Origin of the sequence: Flaviflexus equikiangi (assembly GCF_014069875.1) — a bacterium.
GTDB classification, from domain to species: Bacteria; Actinomycetota; Actinomycetes; order Actinomycetales; family Actinomycetaceae; genus Flaviflexus; species Flaviflexus equikiangi.
Genome location: NZ_CP059676.1, coordinates 823,362 through 842,749 on the forward strand (window position 1 = coordinate 823,362; position 19,388 = coordinate 842,749).

Annotated in this window: 19 protein-coding genes and 1 tRNA gene; 11 read left to right on the plus strand and 9 right to left on the minus strand. The window is 62.5% G+C overall.

What is annotated here, in order from left to right; translation table 11 throughout:
• Window positions 1-28 precede the first annotated feature (28 nt).
• On the minus strand, window positions 29-1,633 hold the full coding sequence (locus H2O75_RS03950) for an ABC transporter permease (protein ID WP_182173950.1): 1,605 nt from the start codon (window positions 1,631-1,633) through the stop codon (window positions 29-31).
• Window positions 1,630-2,511, minus strand: a complete 882-nt coding sequence (locus H2O75_RS03955) for an ABC transporter ATP-binding protein (protein WP_182173953.1) — start codon at window positions 2,509-2,511, stop codon at window positions 1,630-1,632. Before H2O75_RS03955 ends, H2O75_RS03950 begins: the two co-directional genes overlap by 4 nt.
• A 175-nt stretch (window positions 2,512-2,686) precedes the next feature.
• On the opposite strand from H2O75_RS03955, the gene H2O75_RS03960 reads away from it, so the two are divergent.
• A complete protein-coding gene (locus H2O75_RS03960; RefSeq protein ID WP_182173956.1) occupies window positions 2,687-4,828 on the plus strand; it encodes an MMPL family transporter in 2,142 nt (713 codons plus the stop codon).
• A gap of 83 nt (window positions 4,829-4,911) precedes the next feature.
• Here the strand turns inward: H2O75_RS03960 and H2O75_RS03965 are convergent, their stop codons facing one another.
• Together H2O75_RS03965 and H2O75_RS03970 are read right to left on the minus strand one after the other, a co-directional pair.
• Window positions 4,912-5,517: a class I SAM-dependent methyltransferase gene (locus tag H2O75_RS03965; RefSeq protein WP_182173959.1), complete on the minus strand. Its 606-nt coding sequence runs from the start codon at window positions 5,515-5,517 to the stop codon at window positions 4,912-4,914.
• A 79-nt stretch (window positions 5,518-5,596) separates the two neighbouring features.
• Window positions 5,597-6,037 carry an OsmC family peroxiredoxin gene (locus H2O75_RS03970; RefSeq protein ID WP_182173962.1) on the minus strand — a complete coding sequence of 147 codons (441 nt, stop codon included), beginning with the start codon at window positions 6,035-6,037 and terminating at the stop codon, window positions 5,597-5,599.
• Between the two features lie 175 nt (window positions 6,038-6,212).
• On the opposite strand from H2O75_RS03970, the gene H2O75_RS03975 reads away from it, so the two are divergent.
• From H2O75_RS03975 to H2O75_RS04000, 6 genes are all read left to right on the plus strand, one after another.
• Entirely contained in the window at window positions 6,213-6,422 is a 210-nt protein-coding gene (locus H2O75_RS03975; RefSeq protein WP_182173965.1) for a hypothetical protein, read from the plus strand.
• Window positions 6,409-6,873: a hypothetical protein gene (locus tag H2O75_RS03980; protein ID WP_182173968.1), complete on the plus strand. Its 465-nt coding sequence runs from the start codon at window positions 6,409-6,411 to the stop codon at window positions 6,871-6,873. The genes H2O75_RS03975 and H2O75_RS03980 overlap by 14 nt, the downstream gene beginning before the upstream one ends.
• A gap of 82 nt (window positions 6,874-6,955) precedes the next feature.
• Window positions 6,956-7,030, plus strand: a tRNA-Asn gene (locus tag H2O75_RS03985).
• A gap of 86 nt (window positions 7,031-7,116) precedes the next feature.
• Window positions 7,117-7,602, plus strand: a complete 486-nt coding sequence (gene def / locus H2O75_RS03990; protein ID WP_182173972.1) for a peptide deformylase — start codon at window positions 7,117-7,119, stop codon at window positions 7,600-7,602.
• Window positions 7,599-8,498: a TIGR01777 family oxidoreductase gene (locus H2O75_RS03995; protein WP_182173975.1), complete on the plus strand. Its 900-nt coding sequence runs from the start codon at window positions 7,599-7,601 to the stop codon at window positions 8,496-8,498. Before def ends, H2O75_RS03995 begins: the two co-directional genes overlap by 4 nt.
• 95 nt (window positions 8,499-8,593) lie before the next feature.
• Complete coding sequence (locus tag H2O75_RS04000) at window positions 8,594-9,094, plus strand: DUF3145 domain-containing protein (protein WP_182173977.1); 501 nt, start codon at window positions 8,594-8,596, stop codon at window positions 9,092-9,094.
• Between the two features lie 4 nt (window positions 9,095-9,098).
• On the opposite strand, the gene H2O75_RS04005 is transcribed toward H2O75_RS04000, so the two are convergent.
• The gene (locus H2O75_RS04005; protein WP_182173980.1) at window positions 9,099-9,611 is read right to left on the minus strand and encodes a hypothetical protein; all 513 of its coding nucleotides are present in this window, start codon (window positions 9,609-9,611) and stop codon (window positions 9,099-9,101) included.
• A gap of 202 nt (window positions 9,612-9,813) precedes the next feature.
• Entirely contained in the window at window positions 9,814-10,047 is a 234-nt protein-coding gene (locus H2O75_RS04010; RefSeq protein ID WP_182173983.1) for an acyl carrier protein, read from the minus strand.
• A 75-nt stretch (window positions 10,048-10,122) separates the two neighbouring features.
• Between H2O75_RS04010 and H2O75_RS04015 the strand changes: the two genes are divergently transcribed.
• From H2O75_RS04015 to H2O75_RS04025, 3 genes are read left to right on the plus strand one after another with little or no spacing between them, the layout of a single operon-like run.
• Window positions 10,123-10,797 carry a hypothetical protein gene (locus tag H2O75_RS04015; protein WP_182173986.1) on the plus strand — a complete coding sequence of 225 codons (675 nt, stop codon included), beginning with the start codon at window positions 10,123-10,125 and terminating at the stop codon, window positions 10,795-10,797.
• A gap of 6 nt (window positions 10,798-10,803) precedes the next feature.
• Window positions 10,804-11,424: an L-threonylcarbamoyladenylate synthase gene (locus H2O75_RS04020; RefSeq protein WP_182173989.1), complete on the plus strand. Its 621-nt coding sequence runs from the start codon at window positions 10,804-10,806 to the stop codon at window positions 11,422-11,424.
• Window positions 11,421-12,056, plus strand: coding sequence for an HAD hydrolase-like protein (locus H2O75_RS04025; RefSeq protein WP_182173992.1), 636 nt, complete (start codon window positions 11,421-11,423; stop codon window positions 12,054-12,056). Before H2O75_RS04020 ends, H2O75_RS04025 begins: the two co-directional genes overlap by 4 nt.
• Window positions 12,057-12,098: 42 nt before the next feature.
• On the opposite strand, the gene H2O75_RS04030 is transcribed toward H2O75_RS04025, so the two are convergent.
• The 3 genes from H2O75_RS04030 to aceE form a co-directional block, all read right to left on the minus strand.
• Complete coding sequence (locus H2O75_RS04030; RefSeq protein ID WP_182173995.1) at window positions 12,099-14,000, minus strand: ABC transporter ATP-binding protein; 1,902 nt, start codon at window positions 13,998-14,000, stop codon at window positions 12,099-12,101.
• Entirely contained in the window at window positions 13,997-15,748 is a 1,752-nt protein-coding gene (locus tag H2O75_RS04035; protein WP_182173998.1) for an ABC transporter ATP-binding protein, read from the minus strand. Before H2O75_RS04035 ends, H2O75_RS04030 begins: the two co-directional genes overlap by 4 nt.
• 63 nt (window positions 15,749-15,811) lie before the next feature.
• Window positions 15,812-18,562: a pyruvate dehydrogenase (acetyl-transferring), homodimeric type gene (gene aceE / locus H2O75_RS04040; RefSeq protein ID WP_182174001.1), complete on the minus strand. Its 2,751-nt coding sequence runs from the start codon at window positions 18,560-18,562 to the stop codon at window positions 15,812-15,814.
• 292 nt (window positions 18,563-18,854) lie between these two features.
• Between aceE and H2O75_RS04045 the strand changes: the two genes are divergently transcribed.
• Window positions 18,855-19,250, plus strand: a complete 396-nt coding sequence (locus H2O75_RS04045) for a DUF3052 family protein (RefSeq protein ID WP_259365306.1) — start codon at window positions 18,855-18,857, stop codon at window positions 19,248-19,250.
• Window positions 19,251-19,388: the final 138 nt, after the last annotated feature.

Consider the following 19,388-nt stretch of genomic DNA (forward strand, 5'->3'; position numbering starts at 1 on the left):
ATCGACGGGTTCAAGCGTGAGACCTTGGTTAGTCGATGTCTCTACGGGAGAGGGAGAGAGCTCCGAGGAGACCCAGGACGATCGCCAATCCCGCCATGACAGTCAAGGGAGCGGCGGCGGGAGCTTCATAGGGGACGAGCGGCGTGTGGGCGATCGGTGACAGGTTCCGGAGCCATCCCGGCAGGGAGAGAAGATCACCGAGATAGACCTCGAGGGCGATGAAAGCGATCAGTGACCAAGCTAATGACTGCGGCGCAGCGGTTCCGGCAACTGCCGCCGAAAGTGCACACACGAGGACGATCGCAGGTATGTAGGCGAGAGACGCGAATGTGAGAGAGGCAATCCACGAGGCGTCGCCGGTGACGAGGAATAGCCCGAGACCTGTTCCAGCCCCCATGACCACCATCGTCAGGGCTGCGCCCGCCGAGGAGACCGCCGACCATGCCGAGTAGATGCGGAGTCGAGAAAACCCGGCGGTCAGGAGGGCGGAGAGTCGTCCCTCGCGCTCGTCGCGGCGCAGCTGCAGGATAGCGGAGCAGCCAAGGATGAGTGGGCCGAGTGCGAGAAGCGAGACGATTACGGACGCAAACGACAGCGTGAGATCATCCGTGCTGATCGCCACCCATTCCCCAATCGCAGGATTGTCCGCCAGCAGCGTGTCGATCGATGTCGCAAGGCTGCCGAATGCGACAGCGAAGACGAACAATCCCGCACTCCACGCGACAAACGTCCCCGAGAGCAGACGGACTGCAAGCCCTGTCGGTGTCGCGAGGAAGTCAGACGCGGAGGCCGGGCCGCTGCGCGTGGGGAGGAGACCCGCTCCGAGATCACGCCGCGCATTGAGCGCCATGGCCAAACCAGCAATGAGGACCGTCGCTGACACCGTGAAGAGGAGGGGCCACCAGCGCAGATCAGTGAAGAGCCTGGTTTGCTGCGCCCACGCGATCGGAGAGAACCACGACAGCCATGAACCAGTCGGTTCGATGACATCTCCGAAGCCTCGGACGATCACCGCGAGACCGAGGATCCCGAAGGCGAGTCCGCTCGCCGTCTTCGCATGCTCCGTCATCTGCCCGCACAAGAGGGCGACCGCACCGAACAGGATCCCTGTCAGGCCCGCCGAGATGCCGAACGCAAGAGCATCCGCCACGCCCACCGAAGCGACCGCCAGCGTGATCGCGGCCGCGACGATCAGATTGGCGATGGCGACGGTCAAGGCGGCCGCCGCCACGGGTGCATGCCGCCCGAGGGGCATGGCGGCCAGGACCTCGAGGCGCCCTGTCTCCTCCTCGCCGCGGCTTCGTCGCACCGCAAGCAGGATGCTCATGATCGCCGCGGGGATATACGTCCAGAGGCTCAGTTCGTTCGCAAGCATTGCCCCGAACGTGTAATCGTCGAGTGCGAAGGCGGGCCCCGTCATCATGATCGCCGCTGGGTTCGACATGAGGCCAGCTCGTGCCTGCAGTGCTTCCTGTGTCGGATAAGCCTGTTCCATGGCGATGACGGAGAGATACATGAGCGTGAGGAAAGAGACGGCCCAGACGAGAATCCAGCTGCGTTCGAGCCGCAGGTAGAGCCTCAGAACGAATGGTGTCGCAGCATACCGTGACCTGGCCAGGGTGCGCACTCTCATCGCCCCACCGTCGGATCCCCGTAGTGCTGGAGGAACATCTCTTCGAGGGAGGGCGGATTGACTGTCAGGTTCCGGACCCCGAGCCCGGCGAGGAGCGGCATGACGGAACCGATCTGTGCGTCCTCGCAATCGAAAGCGATCCGTGCGCCGTCCACGGCGAGATTGTGAATCGCGGGATGGTCGAGACTGGCGGGATTCCCTGAGACTGTGGCCGTGACCCGCGAGCGCGTGAGATGCCTCAGATCGGAGATGGTTCCCGTCTCCACATCGGTGCCGGACCGGATGATGGTGACTGAGCTGCACAGCTTCTCGACCTCGGCGAGGATGTGGCTCGACAAAAGGATGGTGCGGCCCTTCGCCGTCAAAGCTCGGACCTCGTCCGTGAAAACTGCCTCCATGAGCGGGTCGAGGCCCGAGGTCGGCTCGTCGAAGACATAGAGCTCGACGTCAGCGGCCAATGCGGCGATGAGGGGGATCTTCTGCCGATTGCCCTTGGAATATGCTCGGGTCTTCTTCGTCGGATCGAGTTCGAAGCGCTCCACGAGGGCGTCTCTGCGGGCGCGGGAATGGGGATGGTGGTGGGTGAGGATGTCGATGACCTCCCCTCCCGTGAGATTCGGCCACAGTGCAGTCTCCCCGGGCACGTAGGCGATCCGATGATGAGGGGGATCCCGCCAGGGGTCGCTTCCGAGAACGCGAACGGTGCCCGAGTCTTGCCTCAGGAGACCGAGGAGGATCCTGATCGTTGTCGACTTGCCCGAACCGTTGGGGCCGAGGAATCCTCGTGCCTCGCCCTCGCTGACGCGGAGCGAGAAGCCATCCAGGGCTCGTGTGCTGCCGAACGTTCGGACGAGATCCGTTGCCGCTATCGCATCCATGAGCCTCTCCTCACCCTGTGGTGTGCCAGCCCCTGATGCGGTGGCGGGCGTGTCACCAGCCTACGCTCATCACCTCCCGGAGGCGTGTGGATAGGTGTGAAAGCTCGTCAGGTTGACGATAGGTCCCAAACGATGGCGAGAAGGAGACATAGAATTTCAGGTGGAAAGGTGCACGATGCGAACGAAATCACCGACCTTTGTGAGGGTCATTCTCCTGCTCGTCTGGCTCGTGATCGGAGGGTTGGGCGGCATGGCGCAGGGCCAGCTGTCGTCCGTCCAGGAAAACGATCAGGCCCTCTACCTGCCGGAATCGGCTGAGTCGACGTACGTGGCCGAAAGGGTGGGAGACTTCACGGACTCCCAATCACTGCCTGTCTTTGTCGTCTTCACAACGGCTGACGGTGAGCCGCTCACCGAACAGCAGATAGGAATCCTCAATCAGAGGGCTCAGGCCATTGCCGAGGTGGCGATGCCGGACGGTACGAGCCTGGGCGCCTACCTGGACAACCCCGCATCGGCCTTCATTCCCGCCGACGATGGTGCCTCTGGCATGTGGCCCATCAGTCTCGACTCCTCACTGGTGCGCGAACTCGATGGCAACGGGGACCCAATCCAGTCCACATCGATCGAGGCGATCCGCGCATATGTCGCCGACACGGTGGCCGAGGTGGGGAATCTGGAGGCGGCAACGACTGGTCCGGGCGCGATCGTGGCGGACCTGGCCAACGCCTTCGCGGGCATCGACCTCGTCCTTCTCCTCGTCGCGGTCGTGCTCGTCTTCGTCATCCTCATCGTCGTCTATCGTTCGTTCCTCCTCCCCATCATCGTTCTCACGACCGCGATCTTTGCGCTGTGCGGGGCTGGCCTTGTCGTGTTCTGGCTGGCTGATGCTGGGATCGTGGTGCTGTCTGCACAGACGCAGGGCATCCTCTCCATCCTCGTGATCGGCGCGACGACGGACTACTGTCTCCTCATCGTGTCCCGCTACCGGGAAGAGCTGGCGCTCCGGGAGTCCCCGTTCGAGGCGATGAAGGCGGCTCTCAGGGCAACCTGGGAGCCCGTTGTCGCATCGGCGGCAACCGTCTCGGCGGGCCTGTTCTGCCTCCTCCTCTCAGACCTGCGCGTCACCGCATCCCTGGGTCCCGTCTCTATCATCGGGATCGTCTTCTGTGTCCTGGCAGCCATGACGCTGCTCCCCACACTCCTCCTGCTCCCTGGCAGGCACGCCCGGGTGATGTTCTGGCCGGCGAAGGTGGCCGTCACGAACGACGCGAGCCGCGATGGCTGGTGGGCTCGTTCGGCGGCCTTCGTGGCGCGCAACGACCGCAGGGTGTGGATGACGACCGCGGTAATCCTTCTCGCGTTCGTCGGCTTCGTGCCTTCCTTCCAAGCGAAAGGCCTGTCGTCAACCGACACGATCGTGGGAGAGACGGAATCGGAGAACGGTCTCGAGCTGCTGTATCAGATCTTCCCGCAGACGGCGGCCGCACAACCCGTCAACATTCTGGCTCCCGCCGATGTCGCGGACGATGTCGTCCAGACAGTACTGGCAGTCGATGGTGTGACGACGGCTGAGATCACGGAGGGCGAGAGCGGTCCACTCGTGAGCGATGGTCAGGTTCTCATCGTCGCATCCACATCGGCGCCCTCCGAAGACATTGCGGCCCAGAACACGGTCGGCGATATTCGTGAGGCAGTGGACGGCATGGATGTGTTCGTGGGAGGTGATGCGGCGACACGCCTCGACACTCAGCAGACGGGCACGTCGGACCTGCTCAAGGTTGTCCCTGTCACCCTTGTCGTGGTCGGTCTCATGCTCATGGTGCTTCTGCGCTCCATCACCGCGCCCCTGCTTGTCCTCGCGGCGAACATCCTCTCCTTCGGAGCGACGCTCGGCATCGCCGCAATCCTCTTCAACAACGTGTTGGGATGGCCGGGATCGGACGCCTCCGTCCCGCTCTATTCCTTTATCTTCCTTGTCGCACTATCGATCGATTACACGATCTTCCTCATGACGAGAGCACGGGAGGAATCCTTGCGTCACGGAACACGCCGCGGCATCGTCACCGCTGTAGCCGTGACCGGAGGTGTCATCACCTCGGCAGGGCTCGTTCTGGCCGCGACGTTCGCGGCGCTCGTCGTCATCCCGCTGCTCTTCATGATCCAGCTCGCCATCATCGTCGCCATGGGCATCCTCATCGACACGTTTGTCGTCCGGACGCTCCTCGTCCCAGGACTGGTGCACGATGTCGGGAATCGTGTGTGGTGGCCGTGGCAGGAGCGCATGGTGAAGATCGAGGCGGCACAGACGACGTAGCCCAGTCTCGACACACCCGTGATATCGACAAGGATATGAAGCTCTGGACGCCCCCTGGATCAGGGGGCGTCCACATTCTTCCGCTACGCGTGCGTCAGCATCGCGACGAGGAAACTATCGTTCGCGGGATGGAGCTGCCAGGTCGAATAGCGGGCTTCGAGAACCAGGCCCGCGTCAAGCGCATCCGCCTCGAACTCGGCGAAGTCGTAGTTCCGTCCGGCACCGAACCCGATCGTCATCCGCCCGTCTGCTGCCAGATGTGCTTTCATCTGGCGCAGGGCAGGCACCCGTTCATATCCGGCGAGGAAGGTCATGACGTTCCCCGCGGACACAATGTGATCGAACTGGGCCAGGCCGGCTTCCGTCTGGAGCTGGAATGTCGCCAAGTCGCCCTGGACCCATTGCGCCATCGGATGATCCGCTGCCGCAACCTCGATGAGGTAGGGGTCGAGGTCGACTCCGACAACGGTGTGCCCGCGCCGCGACAGGTATCCGCCCACGCGTCCCGACCCGCAGCCGGCGTCGAGAATGCGGGAGCCCCGTTCGACGAGAGCGTCGACGAGCCGGGCTTCTCCGTAGATGTCTTTGCCAGCCTTTTCGAATGTGCGCCAGCGCTGAGCATAGTTAGCGGAGTGGTCGGGATTCTGTGTCGTGACGGCAGTCCAGACATTCGTTTCGGGTGCGCTCATGCTCCAAGTATCCGTAGTCGGCACCGGAAATGTCGAACCGGTGCTGCTGTGTGCGGGTCGTGATGCCCGCACACAGCCGTCAGAGGAGCTCTGCGTCGACGGAGATGTCAGCAGAGGCGAAGAGGCGGGACACCGGACATCCCGCTGCGGCGTCTTCTACGGCGGCCTCGAATGCGTCCTGGTCAAGACCATCGATCTCGGCCCGCAGCGTGAGGGCTGACGAGGTGATGGTCGGCGCGCCGTCGACCTCTTCGAGCGTCACCTCGGCCGTCACATCGATCCTCGTGGGCGTGACTCCCTCTTCGCTGACGCGATTGTTGAATGCCATCGCAAAACAGGACGAATGTGCGGCTGCGAGGAGCTCTTCAGGACTCGACTTGCCTTCGGGGGCGCGAGTGCGCGAGCCCCATGTGACGACCTGCTCGTCGAGAACTCCCGAGCTTGTGTCGGAGAACGTTCCCCGACCCGAGGGGAGGTCGCCCTCCCACGTCGTTGTTGCTGTGCGTGATGCGATTGCCATGGTGTACTCCTTCGTTCTGAAGCTGGGAACTTCTCAGCCAGGGTTCCCCCATTCTTCGGTGCGGGGCCGACAGGGTCAATGGTCAACGCTCACGGCGAAGACCCTTGCTTTTATGGCGCGAGCGACGCGGCCGCCGTCTGCGCGTACACTGTCAGGACAGAGAGAAGGAGAGCGCGTGGCCGATCACGACAAAGACGACGTCCAGCTTCCCATGAACGAGGAGGAAGCGATCAGACGGCAGCGGAAGCAGTTCATGCTGTTTGCGATCGCCGGTCTCGTCATGCTGATTCTTGCTTTCTTCGCGGGTCGTACCGTGAAGGAATGGGTGTCGGATGATGCTCAGCCGTACGCGTCCGTCCTGGAGATTCACGATGTCGAAGCCTGAACGGACCCTGTGGCAGGGCAGTCTCGAGAACGGTGACACGCTGATCGTCACACAGAACTTCGGCCGCATCATGTCGGGATCGTCCACCGTGCACGAGTGGGCGTGGGTGAACTACGCCTCCGGCTCATGGAATGGTGAAGAGGGCACGTTTATCGCCGCCGCTATCACCGACGATGTCGACGACCTTCGTCTGCAGTTCAACCGGGAATCTGACCTCAGCATCGGCTTGGTCCTCTCCGATCGCATCGAATCATCGATCGTCCATCAGGAGACCGCGCTCGTCGGGGACGCGAGCTGGGTCCGTGTCTTTGTGAGGCGCAACCCTGATGGCACGATGTTCACCCAGTCTCTCGGCTTCGATATCGACAATGTGAATCCGGCCTACCTTCAGGCCGTCGTCCTCGAGCTCGAGGCGACCGTCCGGGAAGCGGTCGGACTGCCCACCGCTTAGTGCCTTTCCGCACAGTTTTCAGAAAAATCGGGGTCCGGTTTGAAAGTGCTCGCGAAGACTTGTTAAAGTCACTGTGTTGCCTTCCCGCATAGCTCAACGGCAGAGCATTCGACTGTTAATCGAAGGGTTGCTGGTTCGAATCCAGCTGCGGGAGCCACCGGCCTCGGACGTGATCGTCCGGGGCCTTTTCCGTTCGGCCCTGCACTCACTCGGGTCGAGAGTTCTGTGTGGAATAATGGGCCCATGGCTTACCGTGATATCCGAGTGATCGGCGACCCCGTCCTTCGAACCACCTGCGATGAGATCACGACGATCACACCCCAGGTCGTCTCCCTCGTCGATGACCTGCTGGAGACAGTGGACGACGAGGGGAGGGCCGGCCTCGCAGCGAACCAGATCGGCGTGTCGCTCCGAGCCTTCTCCTGGAACATCGACGGGTCGATCGGCTACATTCTCAACCCGACCATCGTCGACCTCTCCGAGGATGAATACCAGGACGATGAGGAGGGCTGCCTCTCCATCCCCGGCCATTTCTTCCCGACCCGACGAGCCTGGTACGCGAAGGCTGTCGGCATCGACCTCGATGGCAACGAGGTGATCGTCGAGGGCGAGGAACTGATGGCTCGCTGCATCCAACACGAGGTCGATCACCTTGATGGTCACCTCTACATCGACCGACTCGACCGAGCGGCCCGCAAGAAGGCACTGAGAGCGATACGAGACCTATGAGAATTCTGATCTCCGGAGCGTCCGGCTTCATCGGCACAGCGCTCGTCCGCGCCGCGAAAGACGACGGGCATGACGTGGTCAGGGTTGTCCGCTCCTCACCCCAGCCCGGCGATATCGTGTTCAACCCTGCCCGTGGGGAGATCGATGAGCGGGAGATCCGCGGAGCCGATGCCGTCATCGTCCTCAACGGGGCAGGACTGTTCTCCCACCTGTGGACGGACTCCTACAAGGAGACCCTCGTCCGGTCCCGCATCACTGCCGTCCGGACCTTCACGGATGCATTCGCCGAGATGCCAGCGGGGGACCGGCCGACACAGTTCCTCACGGGATCCGCGATCGGCTTCTATGGGGCCGACTGCGGGGACGAGATCCTGACCGAGGAGTCGACTCCGGGAGACGATTTCCTCGCTCGCCTATGCGTCTCATGGGAAGCGGCGGGGGAGCGGGTCACCGATCTCGGCATCACCCACACAGCCCTGCGCACCGGTCTGGTCATGGACGGGTCGGGAGGCATGCTCGGACTCCTCAAGCACGCTTACCGTTTCGGACTCGGAGCCAAGCTCGGCACCGGTGAACAGTACATGTCGACAATCTCCCTCGATGATCATGTCGCCGCCATCCTCCATCTCCTCCGCACGAGTGTCGCCGGTCCCGTCAACCTGACAGGGCCCCAGCCCGTGACGAATAGCGAATGGCATCGTCTTCTCGCTGACCACGTGGGGCGACCGGGCTTCCTCACGGTCCCGAGGTGGGCGATGAAGGGGGCGTTGGGCGACTTCGCCGAGCAGGCCGCCCTCGCATCCCAGCGTGCCTACCCGGCACGCCTGGAGGAGACCGGTTTCGCCTTCACGGCCCCGACGGTTGAGGAGATCTTCACCCAGGCGCTTCGATCCTGACCTCAGCAGGCTAGCGTCAAGGCACTGTCTGTGGCACAGTAAGACGTATCGGTACCGATCGGGTGTGACGGGGAATCTCACCTAAGGAGGTTCCGATGACAGCACAGCGCGCCACCCGTGGCGTTATCTTCATACATTCAGTCACGCCCGCTCTCGAGCCACATGTCGAGTGGGCGCTTTCTGGCGTCCTCGGATATGAGGTATCGATCGAGTGGACCGATCAGCCCGCGAACCCGATGTATCAGCGCGGGGAGTACTCGTGGACGGGCGATATCGGCATGGGGGCGATGCTGGCCTCCGCTCTGAACGGGTGGGAGCACCTGCGCTACGAGATCACCGAAGATGGCACCCCGCAGTCGGAGGGCGGACGCTGGTCACACACGCCCGGTCTCGGCATCTTCTACGCACAGACTGACCTCGTCGGGAACGTCGTCATTCCCGAGAACCGCATCCGAGCCGCCCTCGAGGAGACGGACCCGGTCGAGATGAGAAGGCTGCTCGATCTTGCCCTGGGCCAAGCATGGGATGACGAGTTGGAACCGTTCCGTTACGCGGGGGCGGGCGCACCGGTGCGCTGGCTGCACAGGGTCGGCTAGCAGACTAGCCTCCGATGATCTCGATGACGAGATCGAGACCGGTGTCGGGATCGTAGCTCCACGTCGCCTCGTATTCATCCCACGTGTCGGTGACCGTGCCGTCGCGCGGTGTCGTGGCAGCTATCTCGTCCCACATGGTGTTCGGCATGCCGAGAGCGACGGTGATGCAGGCGGCGTGCTCAAGGTCCGTTCCCGGTGACAGCAGCCCAGCAGTCGTGATTTTCAGGGTCGTGCCATCGTCCACCAGAAGAATATAGGGATCGTTTCGAACAGCGCACTGGGGAATAGAGTTCCTCAGCCACGTCATGGCAACCTCCCGCCAGTTCTCATCAGCGGGCTCGGTGATCACCGGAGCACTGACTGTCGGATCGTCGGCGATGTCAGCAGGCTCGGGATGTGGGAGGGTGAAGCCGATGCCGCCCCCGACAAGGAGCGCCAGACTGACCAGTGCCACCACCCATCGGAGCTCGACCGTCCGTCTGGCGTTGGGCCGTTCGCGGGAACTCTCCGATGGCATGGGAGACGGGGATGGCGGCTGCCTCGGAAAAGGCGACTGCGGGTAGGGCGACTGCGGGTACGGTCTCGCGCCTGGCAGCCCACGCTCGTCCACGGTCATCATCCTCACTCAGGGCACGTGCGCCCCGCGTCATCCGATCGAGGCTGATCCGCCCCGACCCCGAGAATATCCGGGGGATCTGGCCAAAAGTCTTGGGATTCGCCTACGACGCCTGGGTGTCGGCCACGAGTTCAGCCAGTGTGCGGGCGGATTCGACGCGAGAATCAGGGATCTGGACTTTGAGGATGCGCTCGAGGTTGAAAGCGAGAGCGTAGCGAGTGAGCGGGTCGAGCCTCAGATCGTCGATGAAGTCGGCATCTTCTGTCACGTCGTCGCCGGGAATCTCGGGGGCGAGTCCAGCCAGGATTTCGCGTGCACTGTCAACGTAAGAGCTCATGCCTCATTATTACCCTATGGAAGAAGAGTTCCGCTGAGCATCCCCACATCCCTCACCGTTGGGTATCCTGGCAGTATGGCTTTTCTCGACATACTCAAGCAGCTCATGCAGGTCAACGGCACGGCAGAAACCGAAGCTGAGAAGGTGGCCCGGGGCATCGAGCTCCGGGAGATCCTCTCCGAGGACCCCAACGATGTCGCAGCCTTCCAGGGATTGGCGGAGATCGTCGAACAGGCGACCCGGGAGTCCGCGGTCGAAGACCCCCTCACGGCCGACCAGGATCAAACCTACGATCAGGCGAACCTTGCCATGTGGTCCCTCGCGGAGGAGCTGAGCGGCCGGCCCAACGCCTGGTATCCCCTCATCGAACTCGCGCGCCTCTCCGTCGATTCCGACATCGAGGGCGCCAATCGCCGCCTCAACACGGCAATCGAGCGCGACACGACCGGGCGTGCGCTCGGTGAAGCAATCAAGATCCTGCGCGAAGCAGGACATGCTGACGCTGGTATCTCGCTCGGCATCGGCCATTGGGATCCCGCGGAACACAAGTTCGCGGCCGGTGAGCAGATCATCATGGCCGCGGTTGATGCTGAGAAGCCCGACGTGGCGGAACGGCATTTCGTCACCCTCCAGGAGCATGCGATCCCCGGGGAGCATGAAGACAGGCTCGCCTACCTTCACCTACTGATCCAGCAGTCGAAGGCGACTGCGGAAGCGAAATACAAGGAGCGCGAACAGCGCGAGAATTGAGTTGTCATGGCACGATACGTTGAGATTCACCCAGAGAACCCTCAGACGCGTCTCATTGAGATGGTCGTCGAACGGCTTCGCCAAGGGGAAGTGATCGCGTTTCCCACGGATTCGGGATATGCGATCGGATGCAAGCTGGGCAACAAGGAGGGCTTGGATCGGATCCGCGCTATTCGGCGGGTCAGCGATAAGCATCATTTCACGATGCTGTGCCACGACTTCGCTCAACTCGGCCAGTTCGTCATCGTCGATAACGCCCAGTTCCGGCTTATCAAGCAGCTGACGCCCGGGCCCTACACGTTTATCCTCAAGGGCACGAAGGACGTGCCCCGGATGACGCTTCACCCGAAGAAGAACACTGTCGGAGTTCGCCTCCCGAAGCACGAGATCACCCAGGCGCTCGTCGCCGCTCTCGGCGAGCCGCTGCTCTCGTCGACGCTGATCCTGCCGGATGAGGAGGAGCCGATGACGGATGGGTGGGAAGTCAACGAAGCTCTCGGCCATGCTCTCGACATCGTCATCGAGGGCCCGGTCGGCGTCGATGGTGCCACGACTGTCGTCGACATGTCGTCGGGCTTCGCCGAGGTTGTTCGCGAAGGAGCTGGAAGCACGGAGATGTTCGAGTGACCCTGGGCGCCGTCTTGTTCGATCTCGACGGGACAGTTGTCGATTCGGCACCGATCGTCACCGAGCTGTTTGCGATCACGGCGAAAGAGATCTCCGGCAGGGACTATACGCCGGACGAGATGCTGAAATATGTGGGGCCTCCGCTGTCGTGGTCGATGATGGACATGGGGGCGGAGGCGAAGGACGTCCCCCACTATATTGCGTCCTACCGTGCCCGCTACGACGGGCTCATGCTCGACTCGCCGCTCTTCGACGGCATCGACACCGTGATCCGACATCTCGCACAGCATGTGCCCATCGCCGTCGCGACGTCGAAGAAAGAATCCGGAGCGAGGCTGATCCTTGACCGATATGGTCTGCTCGATACGTTCACGGCGGTGTGCGGTGGGAGCGAGGACGGGATGAGATCGGACAAGGACGGTATCATCGCCGAAGCGCTGCGCAGGCTCGGCCCGCTCGAGGGTGAGGCCATCATGGTCGGCGATCGTATCTACGATATCGAGGGCGCGGCCGCTCACGGTCTTCGCACCGTCCTCGTGTCCTGGGGCGCCGGCACTCCTGAAGAATTCGATAAGGCCTGGCGGACGGTCGACACGCCAGCAGAGCTCGAAGGGCTTCTCCTCAGCGTCTGAGCTTTCCTGTGGTGGCGCACACCACCACAGGGAAGCTCTCAATCATCGGTTCTCGAATTGTGCCTGGTAGAGCGAGGCATAGGCCCCGCCGCGACTGAGGAGATCTTCGTGGGTGCCCTGTTCGACGACGTCACCATCCTCCATGACCACAATGAGATCAGCTTCCCGGATCGTGGAAAGCCGGTGGGCGATGACGAAGGATGTGCGCCCCTCCTTGAGGGTCGACATCGCATCCTGCACCAACATCTCGGTCCTCGTATCAACGGATGACGTGGCCTCGTCGAGGATGAGGATCTCAGGATCGGCAAGATATGCTCGAGCGATCGTGATGAGCTGCTTCTCGCCCACCGAAATGGTCTCACCCTCATCATCGACAACAGTATCCAGTCCCTTGGGGAGTTGGCTTGCCAACCGGTCAACGGAGGCCGCCTTCGCCGCGGCGAGGATATCCTCACGCGTCGCGTTGTCTCGGGCGAATGCAATGTTCTCGGCAATGGTGCCCTCGAACAGCCATGTGTCCTGAAGGACCATGCCCATGTTCTCCCGGAGCTCTTCCTTCGAGATCGTGGCGATGTCAACACCGTCGATCAGGATCTGGCCGGAGTCGATCTCGTAGAACCGCAGCAGCAGGTTGACGAGGGTCGTCTTGCCGGCGCCGGTGGGTCCGACAATGGCGACGGTCTGACCCGGCTTCGCATGAAGGGACAGGCCGGTGATGACGGGGGTTCCTTCCTCGTAGGAGAAGCGGACGTCCCTGAACTCGACATCGCCGCGCGTGGGGGAGGCGAGAGTGCCATGGGCGTCGGGTGCCATCTCGTCAGCGTCGAGATAGGCGAAGATCCTCTCGGCACTGGCTGCTCCGGACTGGAGAAGATTCGCCATCGACGCGAGCTGGCCGAGCGGCTGCGTGAACTGCCGCGAGTATTGGATGAAGGCCTGGACCGAACCGAGCGTGATCGTGCCGCTGGCGACCTGGATGCCGCCCACGACGGCCACGATGACGTAGCCGATGTTGGAGACCAGGTTCATGGCTGGCTGCATGAGACCTGAGATGAACTGGGCCATGAATGACGCATGGCGGAGCTTATCGTTGCGAACGTTGAACTCGTCGGTGAAGTTCTCCTCGAGGCCGAACGCGGTGACGACCTCGTGGCCGGTGAAGGCTTCCTCCACGGTGTCCGACACGTCCCCTGTCAGCTTCCACTGATCCCTGAAATAGGGTTGGGCCTTCTTCATGACACGGGTCGCAAGCCAGATGCCGGCGGGGACGACGAGGAAGGTGAGGAGTGCGAGCTGCCATGAGATGACGAACATCATGGCCGTGATGCCGATGATGGTGAGCAGGTTCTGGAACACCGAGTTCATCGTCTGCATGAGAGTCTGCGTAATGTTGTCGACGTCGTTGGTGACGCGCGACAGAAGGTCTCCGCGGGAACGCTGATCGATGTAGGACAGGGGAACCCGATCGATCTTCGCCTGGGCCCGGTCTCTCAGCTCCCAGCCGAGATTCTGCACGACGACCCTGATGATCCAGCCCGCTACGAACTGGAAGACCGCCGCCACGACATAGATCGCGGCCACGATGACGAGAATGGACCAGAGCCGGTCGAAATCGATTCCCTCCCCGGGCGTGACGTCGGCTCGGCCGACCATGTTCGCGAGTTCGCCTCGACCCTGCTCCTCGAGCCTGGCAACCGTCTCCGCGGTCGACAGCCCGGCAGGCATATCGCCGAGCACATCGCTCAGCACGCCCGTATAGATGACGTCAGTCGCACGCCCCAGAAGGGCAGGCCCCGCAACCTGGAGCGTGACGGCAACAGCCGTGAGAAGAGTGATGAGGACAATCTTCATCCGTGCTGGTTTCAGCATGCGGAGAAGCCTCTTCATCGTGCCAGAGAAGTTCTTCGACTTCTCCCCAGGTGCAACACCGTGATGTGGGCTCATGCCGCTTCCTCCTCGGACAGCTGGGAGGAGACGATCTCCTGATAGGTGGTGCAGGTCTTCATCAGTTCCTCATGGGTACCCTGTCCGACATCCCGGCCCCCGTCGACAACGACGATCCGGTCAGCCGTCCGAATGGTCGAGATCCGCTGCGCAACAATGAGAACCGCGGCGCCTGGGATGGCGGAGGGCAGTGCGTGCCGCAGCCGCTGATCGGTAGCGAAATCCAACGCCGAGAACGAATCATCGAAGATCACGAGATCGACATCTCCCGCCATCGCACGGTAGAGCGCGCGTGCGATCGTCAAACGCTGACGCTGCCCGCCCGACAGATTGCGCCCGCCCGGGTCGACGCGGGAAGCGAGACCATCGTCGAGCTTCGCGACGAACTCCGTCGCCTGCGCCGCATCGAGTGCAGCCCACACCCGCTCCTCGTCCACGTCGACGTCCCCTCTCGTGCCCGTGATCGTCGATGCGATCGTGCCGGCAAACAGGTACGCCTTCTGCGCCACGAGGGCGATACGTGTCCGCAGCAGGGTCGGATCGAAGGAGCGGATATCGATTCCCCCGAGGGTGACCGAACCCGAGACCGGATCGACCATGCGAGACAGCAGGTGGACGAGGGTGGTCTTGCCGGAGCCCGTGCCGCCGACGATAGCGGTGGTGGTTCCGGGCGTCAGAGTGAGACTGAGGGAATCGAGCACGGGACGGTCCGCATCGTCGTACTGCACGGTCGCGTTCTCGGCCGCAAACGCGGCGGGGGACGGCGGCAGCGGAGTCGGATCGACCGGGGCCTCGATATCGACCGCGGTGTTGAGGACTGCGCCGATGCGGTCGGCAGAGACACGGGCACGCGGCACCATCATGAACATCATGGCCGCCATCATGATCGCCATGAGGATCTGCATGAGGTAGTTGATGAAGGCGAGAAGTGCACCGACCTGCATCCCGCCGTCAGCGATCCGGTGTCCGCCGAACCACACGATCGCCACGGACGACAGGCCGACGATCATCTGGATGACGGGAAGCATGAACGCCCACGTCGTGCCGATCTTCAGCCATACCTCCCGCATGTTGTCATTCGCCTCGCGGAAACGCATCTTCTGAGCGTGCTGGCGCAGGAAGGCGCGGATGACACGCACCCCGGTCAACTGTTCCCGCAAGAGCCTGTTGATCGTGTCGACACGGGTCTGCTGGACCTTGTAGAGCGGGCCGAGACGCACCATCATCCCGAACGTGAAGAGCCCCAAGACTGGCACGATGATGACGAACAGTCCGGACAGGACAACATCCTGGGCTGCCGCCATGATGATGCCTCCCACGCCCATGATCGGCGCCATGACGATGATCGTGAACGTCATGTGGACGACCATCTGGACCTGGCTGACGTCGTTCGTGGACCGGGTGATGAGGGAGGCCGGGCCGAAGTGATGGAGCTCGGAGCGGCCGAAGCTCTGGACCTTGCCGAACACCTCCGCACGGAGGTGGTGTCCGAGGCCCATCGCAAGCCCCGCACCGACGTAGATGGCGGCGCCGATCGCGAGGACCTGAAGAACAGTGACGACGAGCATGAGCCCGCCGAGCTGCCAGATCCTAGGAATATCGGCCGCGATCACGCCGTCGTCGATGATGGCGGCGTTGAGCGCAGGCAGGAGGAGCGATGCGATTGATTGGAGGAGCTGGAGGACAAGAACGGCGGCAACCTTGCCTTTGTGATGGCGGAGGTAGTCCCACGTGAGGCTGACGAGCATAGGTCTTTCTTTTGTGAGAATAAGAGGGCGCCCATGATGGGCGCCCTCTCAGATTGTCAGGATTTACGCGTCTCCGCCAGCCTCTCCGGACTGTCCTGCGTTGACGTTGAAGATGTCATACTTGTCGATCGCTTCCTTGACGGTGGAGCGGTCGATACGACCGAGGTCCGCAAGCGTCGCCAGCGCCCGAACGACCATCGAGTGGGCGTCGATCTTGAACTGGCGGCGTGCAGCCGCACGAGTATCGGAGTAGCCGAAGCCATCCGCACCGAGGGTGGCGTACGTTCCCGGGATCCATGCACGGACGGAGTCCTGGACCTGGTGCTCGAAGTCAGACGTGGCGACGAAGACGTCGGCGTCATGCTGGAGCTTCTGGGTGAGGAACGGCACCTGACGCTCCTCGTCGGGATGGAGGTAGTTGTGCTCGTCGGCAGCGAGGCCGTCCTTGCGCAGCTCATACCAGGATGTCACCGAGTAGACGGAAGCCTTGACACCCCAATCCTGTTCGAGGAGCTCCTTCGCGTGGAGTGCCCAGGGCACGCCCACACCGGAGGAGAGCAGCCCGACGCGGTGACCATCGCCCTCCGCGTCGGCGATGCGGTGGATGCCGCGCAGAATACCCTCGACGTCGACGTTCTCCGGCTCTTCCGGCTGGACGATCGGCTCGTTGTAGACGGTGAGGTAGTACATGACGTCCTGGTCGCGGCCGTCGCTGCCATCGCCGTACATGCGCTTGATACCGTCCTGCACGATGTGGGTGATCTCGTACGAGTAGGCCGGGTCGTAGATGACCATGGCTGGGTTCGTCGATGCGAGGACGGGGGAGTGGCCATCCATGTGCTGGGTGCCCTCACCCGCGAGGGTGGTTCGACCTGCGGTCGCACCGATGATGAAGCCGCGAGCCAGCTGATCAGCCGCAGCCCAGAACTGGTCGCCCGTGCGCTGGAAGCCGAACATCGAGTAGAAGATGTAGAACGGCATCATCATCTCGCCGTGGACAGCATGCGAGGTGCCGACGGTCGCGAGAGTCGCGGCCGATCCGGCTTCGTTGATGCCCATGTGGAGAATCTGGCCGGTCTCTGCCTCCTTGTACGACAGGAGCAGATCGGCATCGACGGACGTGTAGCGCTGTCCGTGCGTGTTGTAGATCTTGGCCGTCGGGAAGATCGCGTCCAAACCGAACGTGCGAGCCTCGTCGGGGATGATCGGTACGACGCGCTTGCCGAACTCCCTATCCTTCATGAGTTCTTTGAGGAGGCGGACGAGCGCCATGGTCGTGGCGACTTTCTGCTGTCCCGAACCCTTCTTGAGAACCTCGAAGCGCTTCTCCTCGGGCAGCTTGATGCCGTTCCAGGTCTTGCGGCGCTCGGGGAGGTAGCCGCCGAGGTGCTTCCGGCGGTCCTGCATGTACTGGTAGGCCTCGTTGTCTTCCGCCGGGCGGAAGTACGGCGCGTGGTACGGATCCTCGAGCTGCGAATCGTCGATGTCCAGGTTGAGCGTGTCGCGCAGACCCATGAGGTCCTGCTGGTTGAGCTTCTTCATCTGGTGCGTCGAGTTGCGGCCAGCGAAGTTCGTGCCGAGCAGGTAGCCCTTGATCGTGTGAGCGAGGATGACGGTCGGCTGGCCCGTGTGCTCGGTCGCCTGCTTGTAGGCGGCGTACACCTTGCGGTAGTCGTGGCCGCCGCGCTTGAGGGACCAGATCCGCTCATCGGACCAGTCCTTGACCATGGCCTTCGTCCGGGGATCGCGTCCGAAGAAGTTCTCGCGGACGAACGCACCATCGTTGGCCTTGAAGCCCTGGTAGTCGCCATCGAGCGTCGTGTTCATGATGTTGACGAGCGCACGATCGTGGTCGGCCTCGAGCAGCGGATCCCACTCGCGGCCCCAGATCACCTTGATGACGTTCCAGCCGGCTCCCCGGAAGAACGCCTCGAGTTCCTGGATGATCTTGCCGTTGCCGCGGACCGGACCGTCGAGACGCTGGAGGTTGCAGTTGACCACAAAGTTGAGGTTGTCGAGGCCCTGCTGTGCGGCGAGCTGGAGCATGCCGCGCGACTCCGGCTCGTCCATCTCACCATCGCCGAGGAATGCCCAGACGTTCTGCTGCGAGGTGTCCTTGATGCCGCGATCATGCAGGTATTTGTTGAACCATGCCTGATGGATCGCCTGTGCGGGGCCGAGACCCATCGAGACCGTGGGGAACTCCCAGAAGTCGTCCATGCGGCGCGGGTGCGGATAGGAGGGCAGACCGCGTCCACCCTCGGGTCGGGAATGCTCCTGGCGGAAGCCGTCCATGTCCTTCTCGGACAGGCGGCCCTCGACGAAGGCGCGAGCATAGTTGCCCGGTGCCGCGTGGCCCTGGAAGAAGACCTGGTCGCCCCCGCCCGGATGGCTCTTGCCGCGGAAGAAGTGGTTGAAGCCGACCTCGTAGAGGGTGGCAACGGACGCGTAGGACGAGATATGGCCACCGACCTGGACACTGGGACGCTGCGCGCGCGTCACCTGGACGGCCGCATTCCAGCGCACCCACCGGCGGATCTCGCGCTCGAGCTTCTCATCGCCCGGGAAGTAGGGCTCGTCCTGGACGCCGATCGTGTTGACGTAGGGGGTTGTGAGACTGGACGGGACCTGAATGTTGCGCTGGCGTGCGCGGCGCAGCATCGACAGGAGAATGTAGCGAGCGCGGGGACCGCCTCGATTCTCGATCAGATCGTCAATCGAATCGATCCACTCCCGTGTCTCTTCTGAGTCAATGTCCGGGACCTGACTGAGCAGCCCGTCAATGAGGGGGGACGTATTGTCGTTCGAACTCACAAGCATCTCCTTGCAGTGCATTAGATTGCGCGGGGGTGGGCCGACGGCGGCCGACAAACCCGATACGATAAATCTACCGCTTTCCGGGTCGAACGTCCCGCGTCCTGCAGTTTCGCTGTTGTGAAAGAGCACTCAGCCGGTGTTGTTTGTCACCGGATCGCACGCTTGAAGCCCGAATTATGGTGAAGACATGGAAATTTCTTCCAATCTTTGGTGAACTAGGGGTGTGGAAAATCAAGCGACCGCTTCCTCGCGGTCTACACAGGAAAGGACCGGTTCTTCGACCGGATCAGTGGAGCTCGGACTGAAAGCCGGGCAGGTGATCCAGGAATTCTATTGGGACGACGACGTTGATGAGTCGTTCCGAGCCAGGATCGAAGAGGCCACGGGTGTCGAGCTCGTCGACGAAGACTACGCAGACGTCTGCGATGGCACACTGATCTGGTGGCGCGATGATGACGGAGATGCCGACGATCTGGCAGATCTCCTTGTCGACGCCAGAGCGAACCTCGATGACGGATCAGGAATCATCTGGGTCATGATCCCCTCGATGGGATCCGTCGGGTACGTCGAGCACAACGTCGTCGAAGAGGCCGCACAGACGGCCGGTCTCGCAGCAACAACAGCGGCAGCTCTCTCACGCAAGTGGACGGGAGTCAGGCTCACAGCTCGTGGGCCGCGCCGATAGAACCAACCCTTTGTCAGTCATGCGGGCGGCCATTCGGCCGCCCGCACCTATGTCTGCGCTCGTCCCGGCACGAGAGGAGAATCTGCCTTTCGGTGGCCCCTCGACTAGGGTTGAGGTGGCTTACCAGGTGAGAAGAAT

Bases quoted from the DNA above. Each gene is read 5' to 3' on its own strand.
- H2O75_RS04020 (WP_182173989.1), top strand. From the start codon at position 10,804: ATGGCACGATACGTTGAGATTCACCCAGAGAACCCTCAGACGCGTCTC.
- H2O75_RS03950 (WP_182173950.1), bottom strand. From the start codon at position 1,633: ATGAGAGTGCGCACCCTGGCCAGGTCACGGTATGCTGCGACACCATTC.
- H2O75_RS03980 (WP_182173968.1), top strand. From the start codon at position 6,409: ATGTCGAAGCCTGAACGGACCCTGTGGCAGGGCAGTCTCGAGAACGGT.
- H2O75_RS03965 (WP_182173959.1), bottom strand. From the start codon at position 5,517: ATGAGCGCACCCGAAACGAATGTCTGGACTGCCGTCACGACACAGAAT.
- H2O75_RS04005 (WP_182173980.1), bottom strand. From the start codon at position 9,611: ATGCCATCGGAGAGTTCCCGCGAACGGCCCAACGCCAGACGGACGGTC.
- H2O75_RS04015 (WP_182173986.1), top strand. From the start codon at position 10,123: ATGGCTTTTCTCGACATACTCAAGCAGCTCATGCAGGTCAACGGCACG.
- H2O75_RS03970 (WP_182173962.1), bottom strand. From the start codon at position 6,037: ATGGCAATCGCATCACGCACAGCAACAACGACGTGGGAGGGCGACCTC.
- H2O75_RS04035 (WP_182173998.1), bottom strand. From the start codon at position 15,748: ATGCTCGTCAGCCTCACGTGGGACTACCTCCGCCATCACAAAGGCAAG.
- H2O75_RS03995 (WP_182173975.1), top strand. From the start codon at position 7,599: ATGAGAATTCTGATCTCCGGAGCGTCCGGCTTCATCGGCACAGCGCTC.
- H2O75_RS04010 (WP_182173983.1), bottom strand. From the start codon at position 10,047: ATGAGCTCTTACGTTGACAGTGCACGCGAAATCCTGGCTGGACTCGCC.
- H2O75_RS03955 (WP_182173953.1), bottom strand. From the start codon at position 2,511: ATGGATGCGATAGCGGCAACGGATCTCGTCCGAACGTTCGGCAGCACA.
- H2O75_RS04000 (WP_182173977.1), top strand. From the start codon at position 8,594: ATGACAGCACAGCGCGCCACCCGTGGCGTTATCTTCATACATTCAGTC.
- H2O75_RS03960 (WP_182173956.1), top strand. From the start codon at position 2,687: ATGCGAACGAAATCACCGACCTTTGTGAGGGTCATTCTCCTGCTCGTC.
- def (WP_182173972.1), top strand. From the start codon at position 7,117: ATGGCTTACCGTGATATCCGAGTGATCGGCGACCCCGTCCTTCGAACC.
- H2O75_RS04030 (WP_182173995.1), bottom strand. From the start codon at position 14,000: ATGAGCCCACATCACGGTGTTGCACCTGGGGAGAAGTCGAAGAACTTC.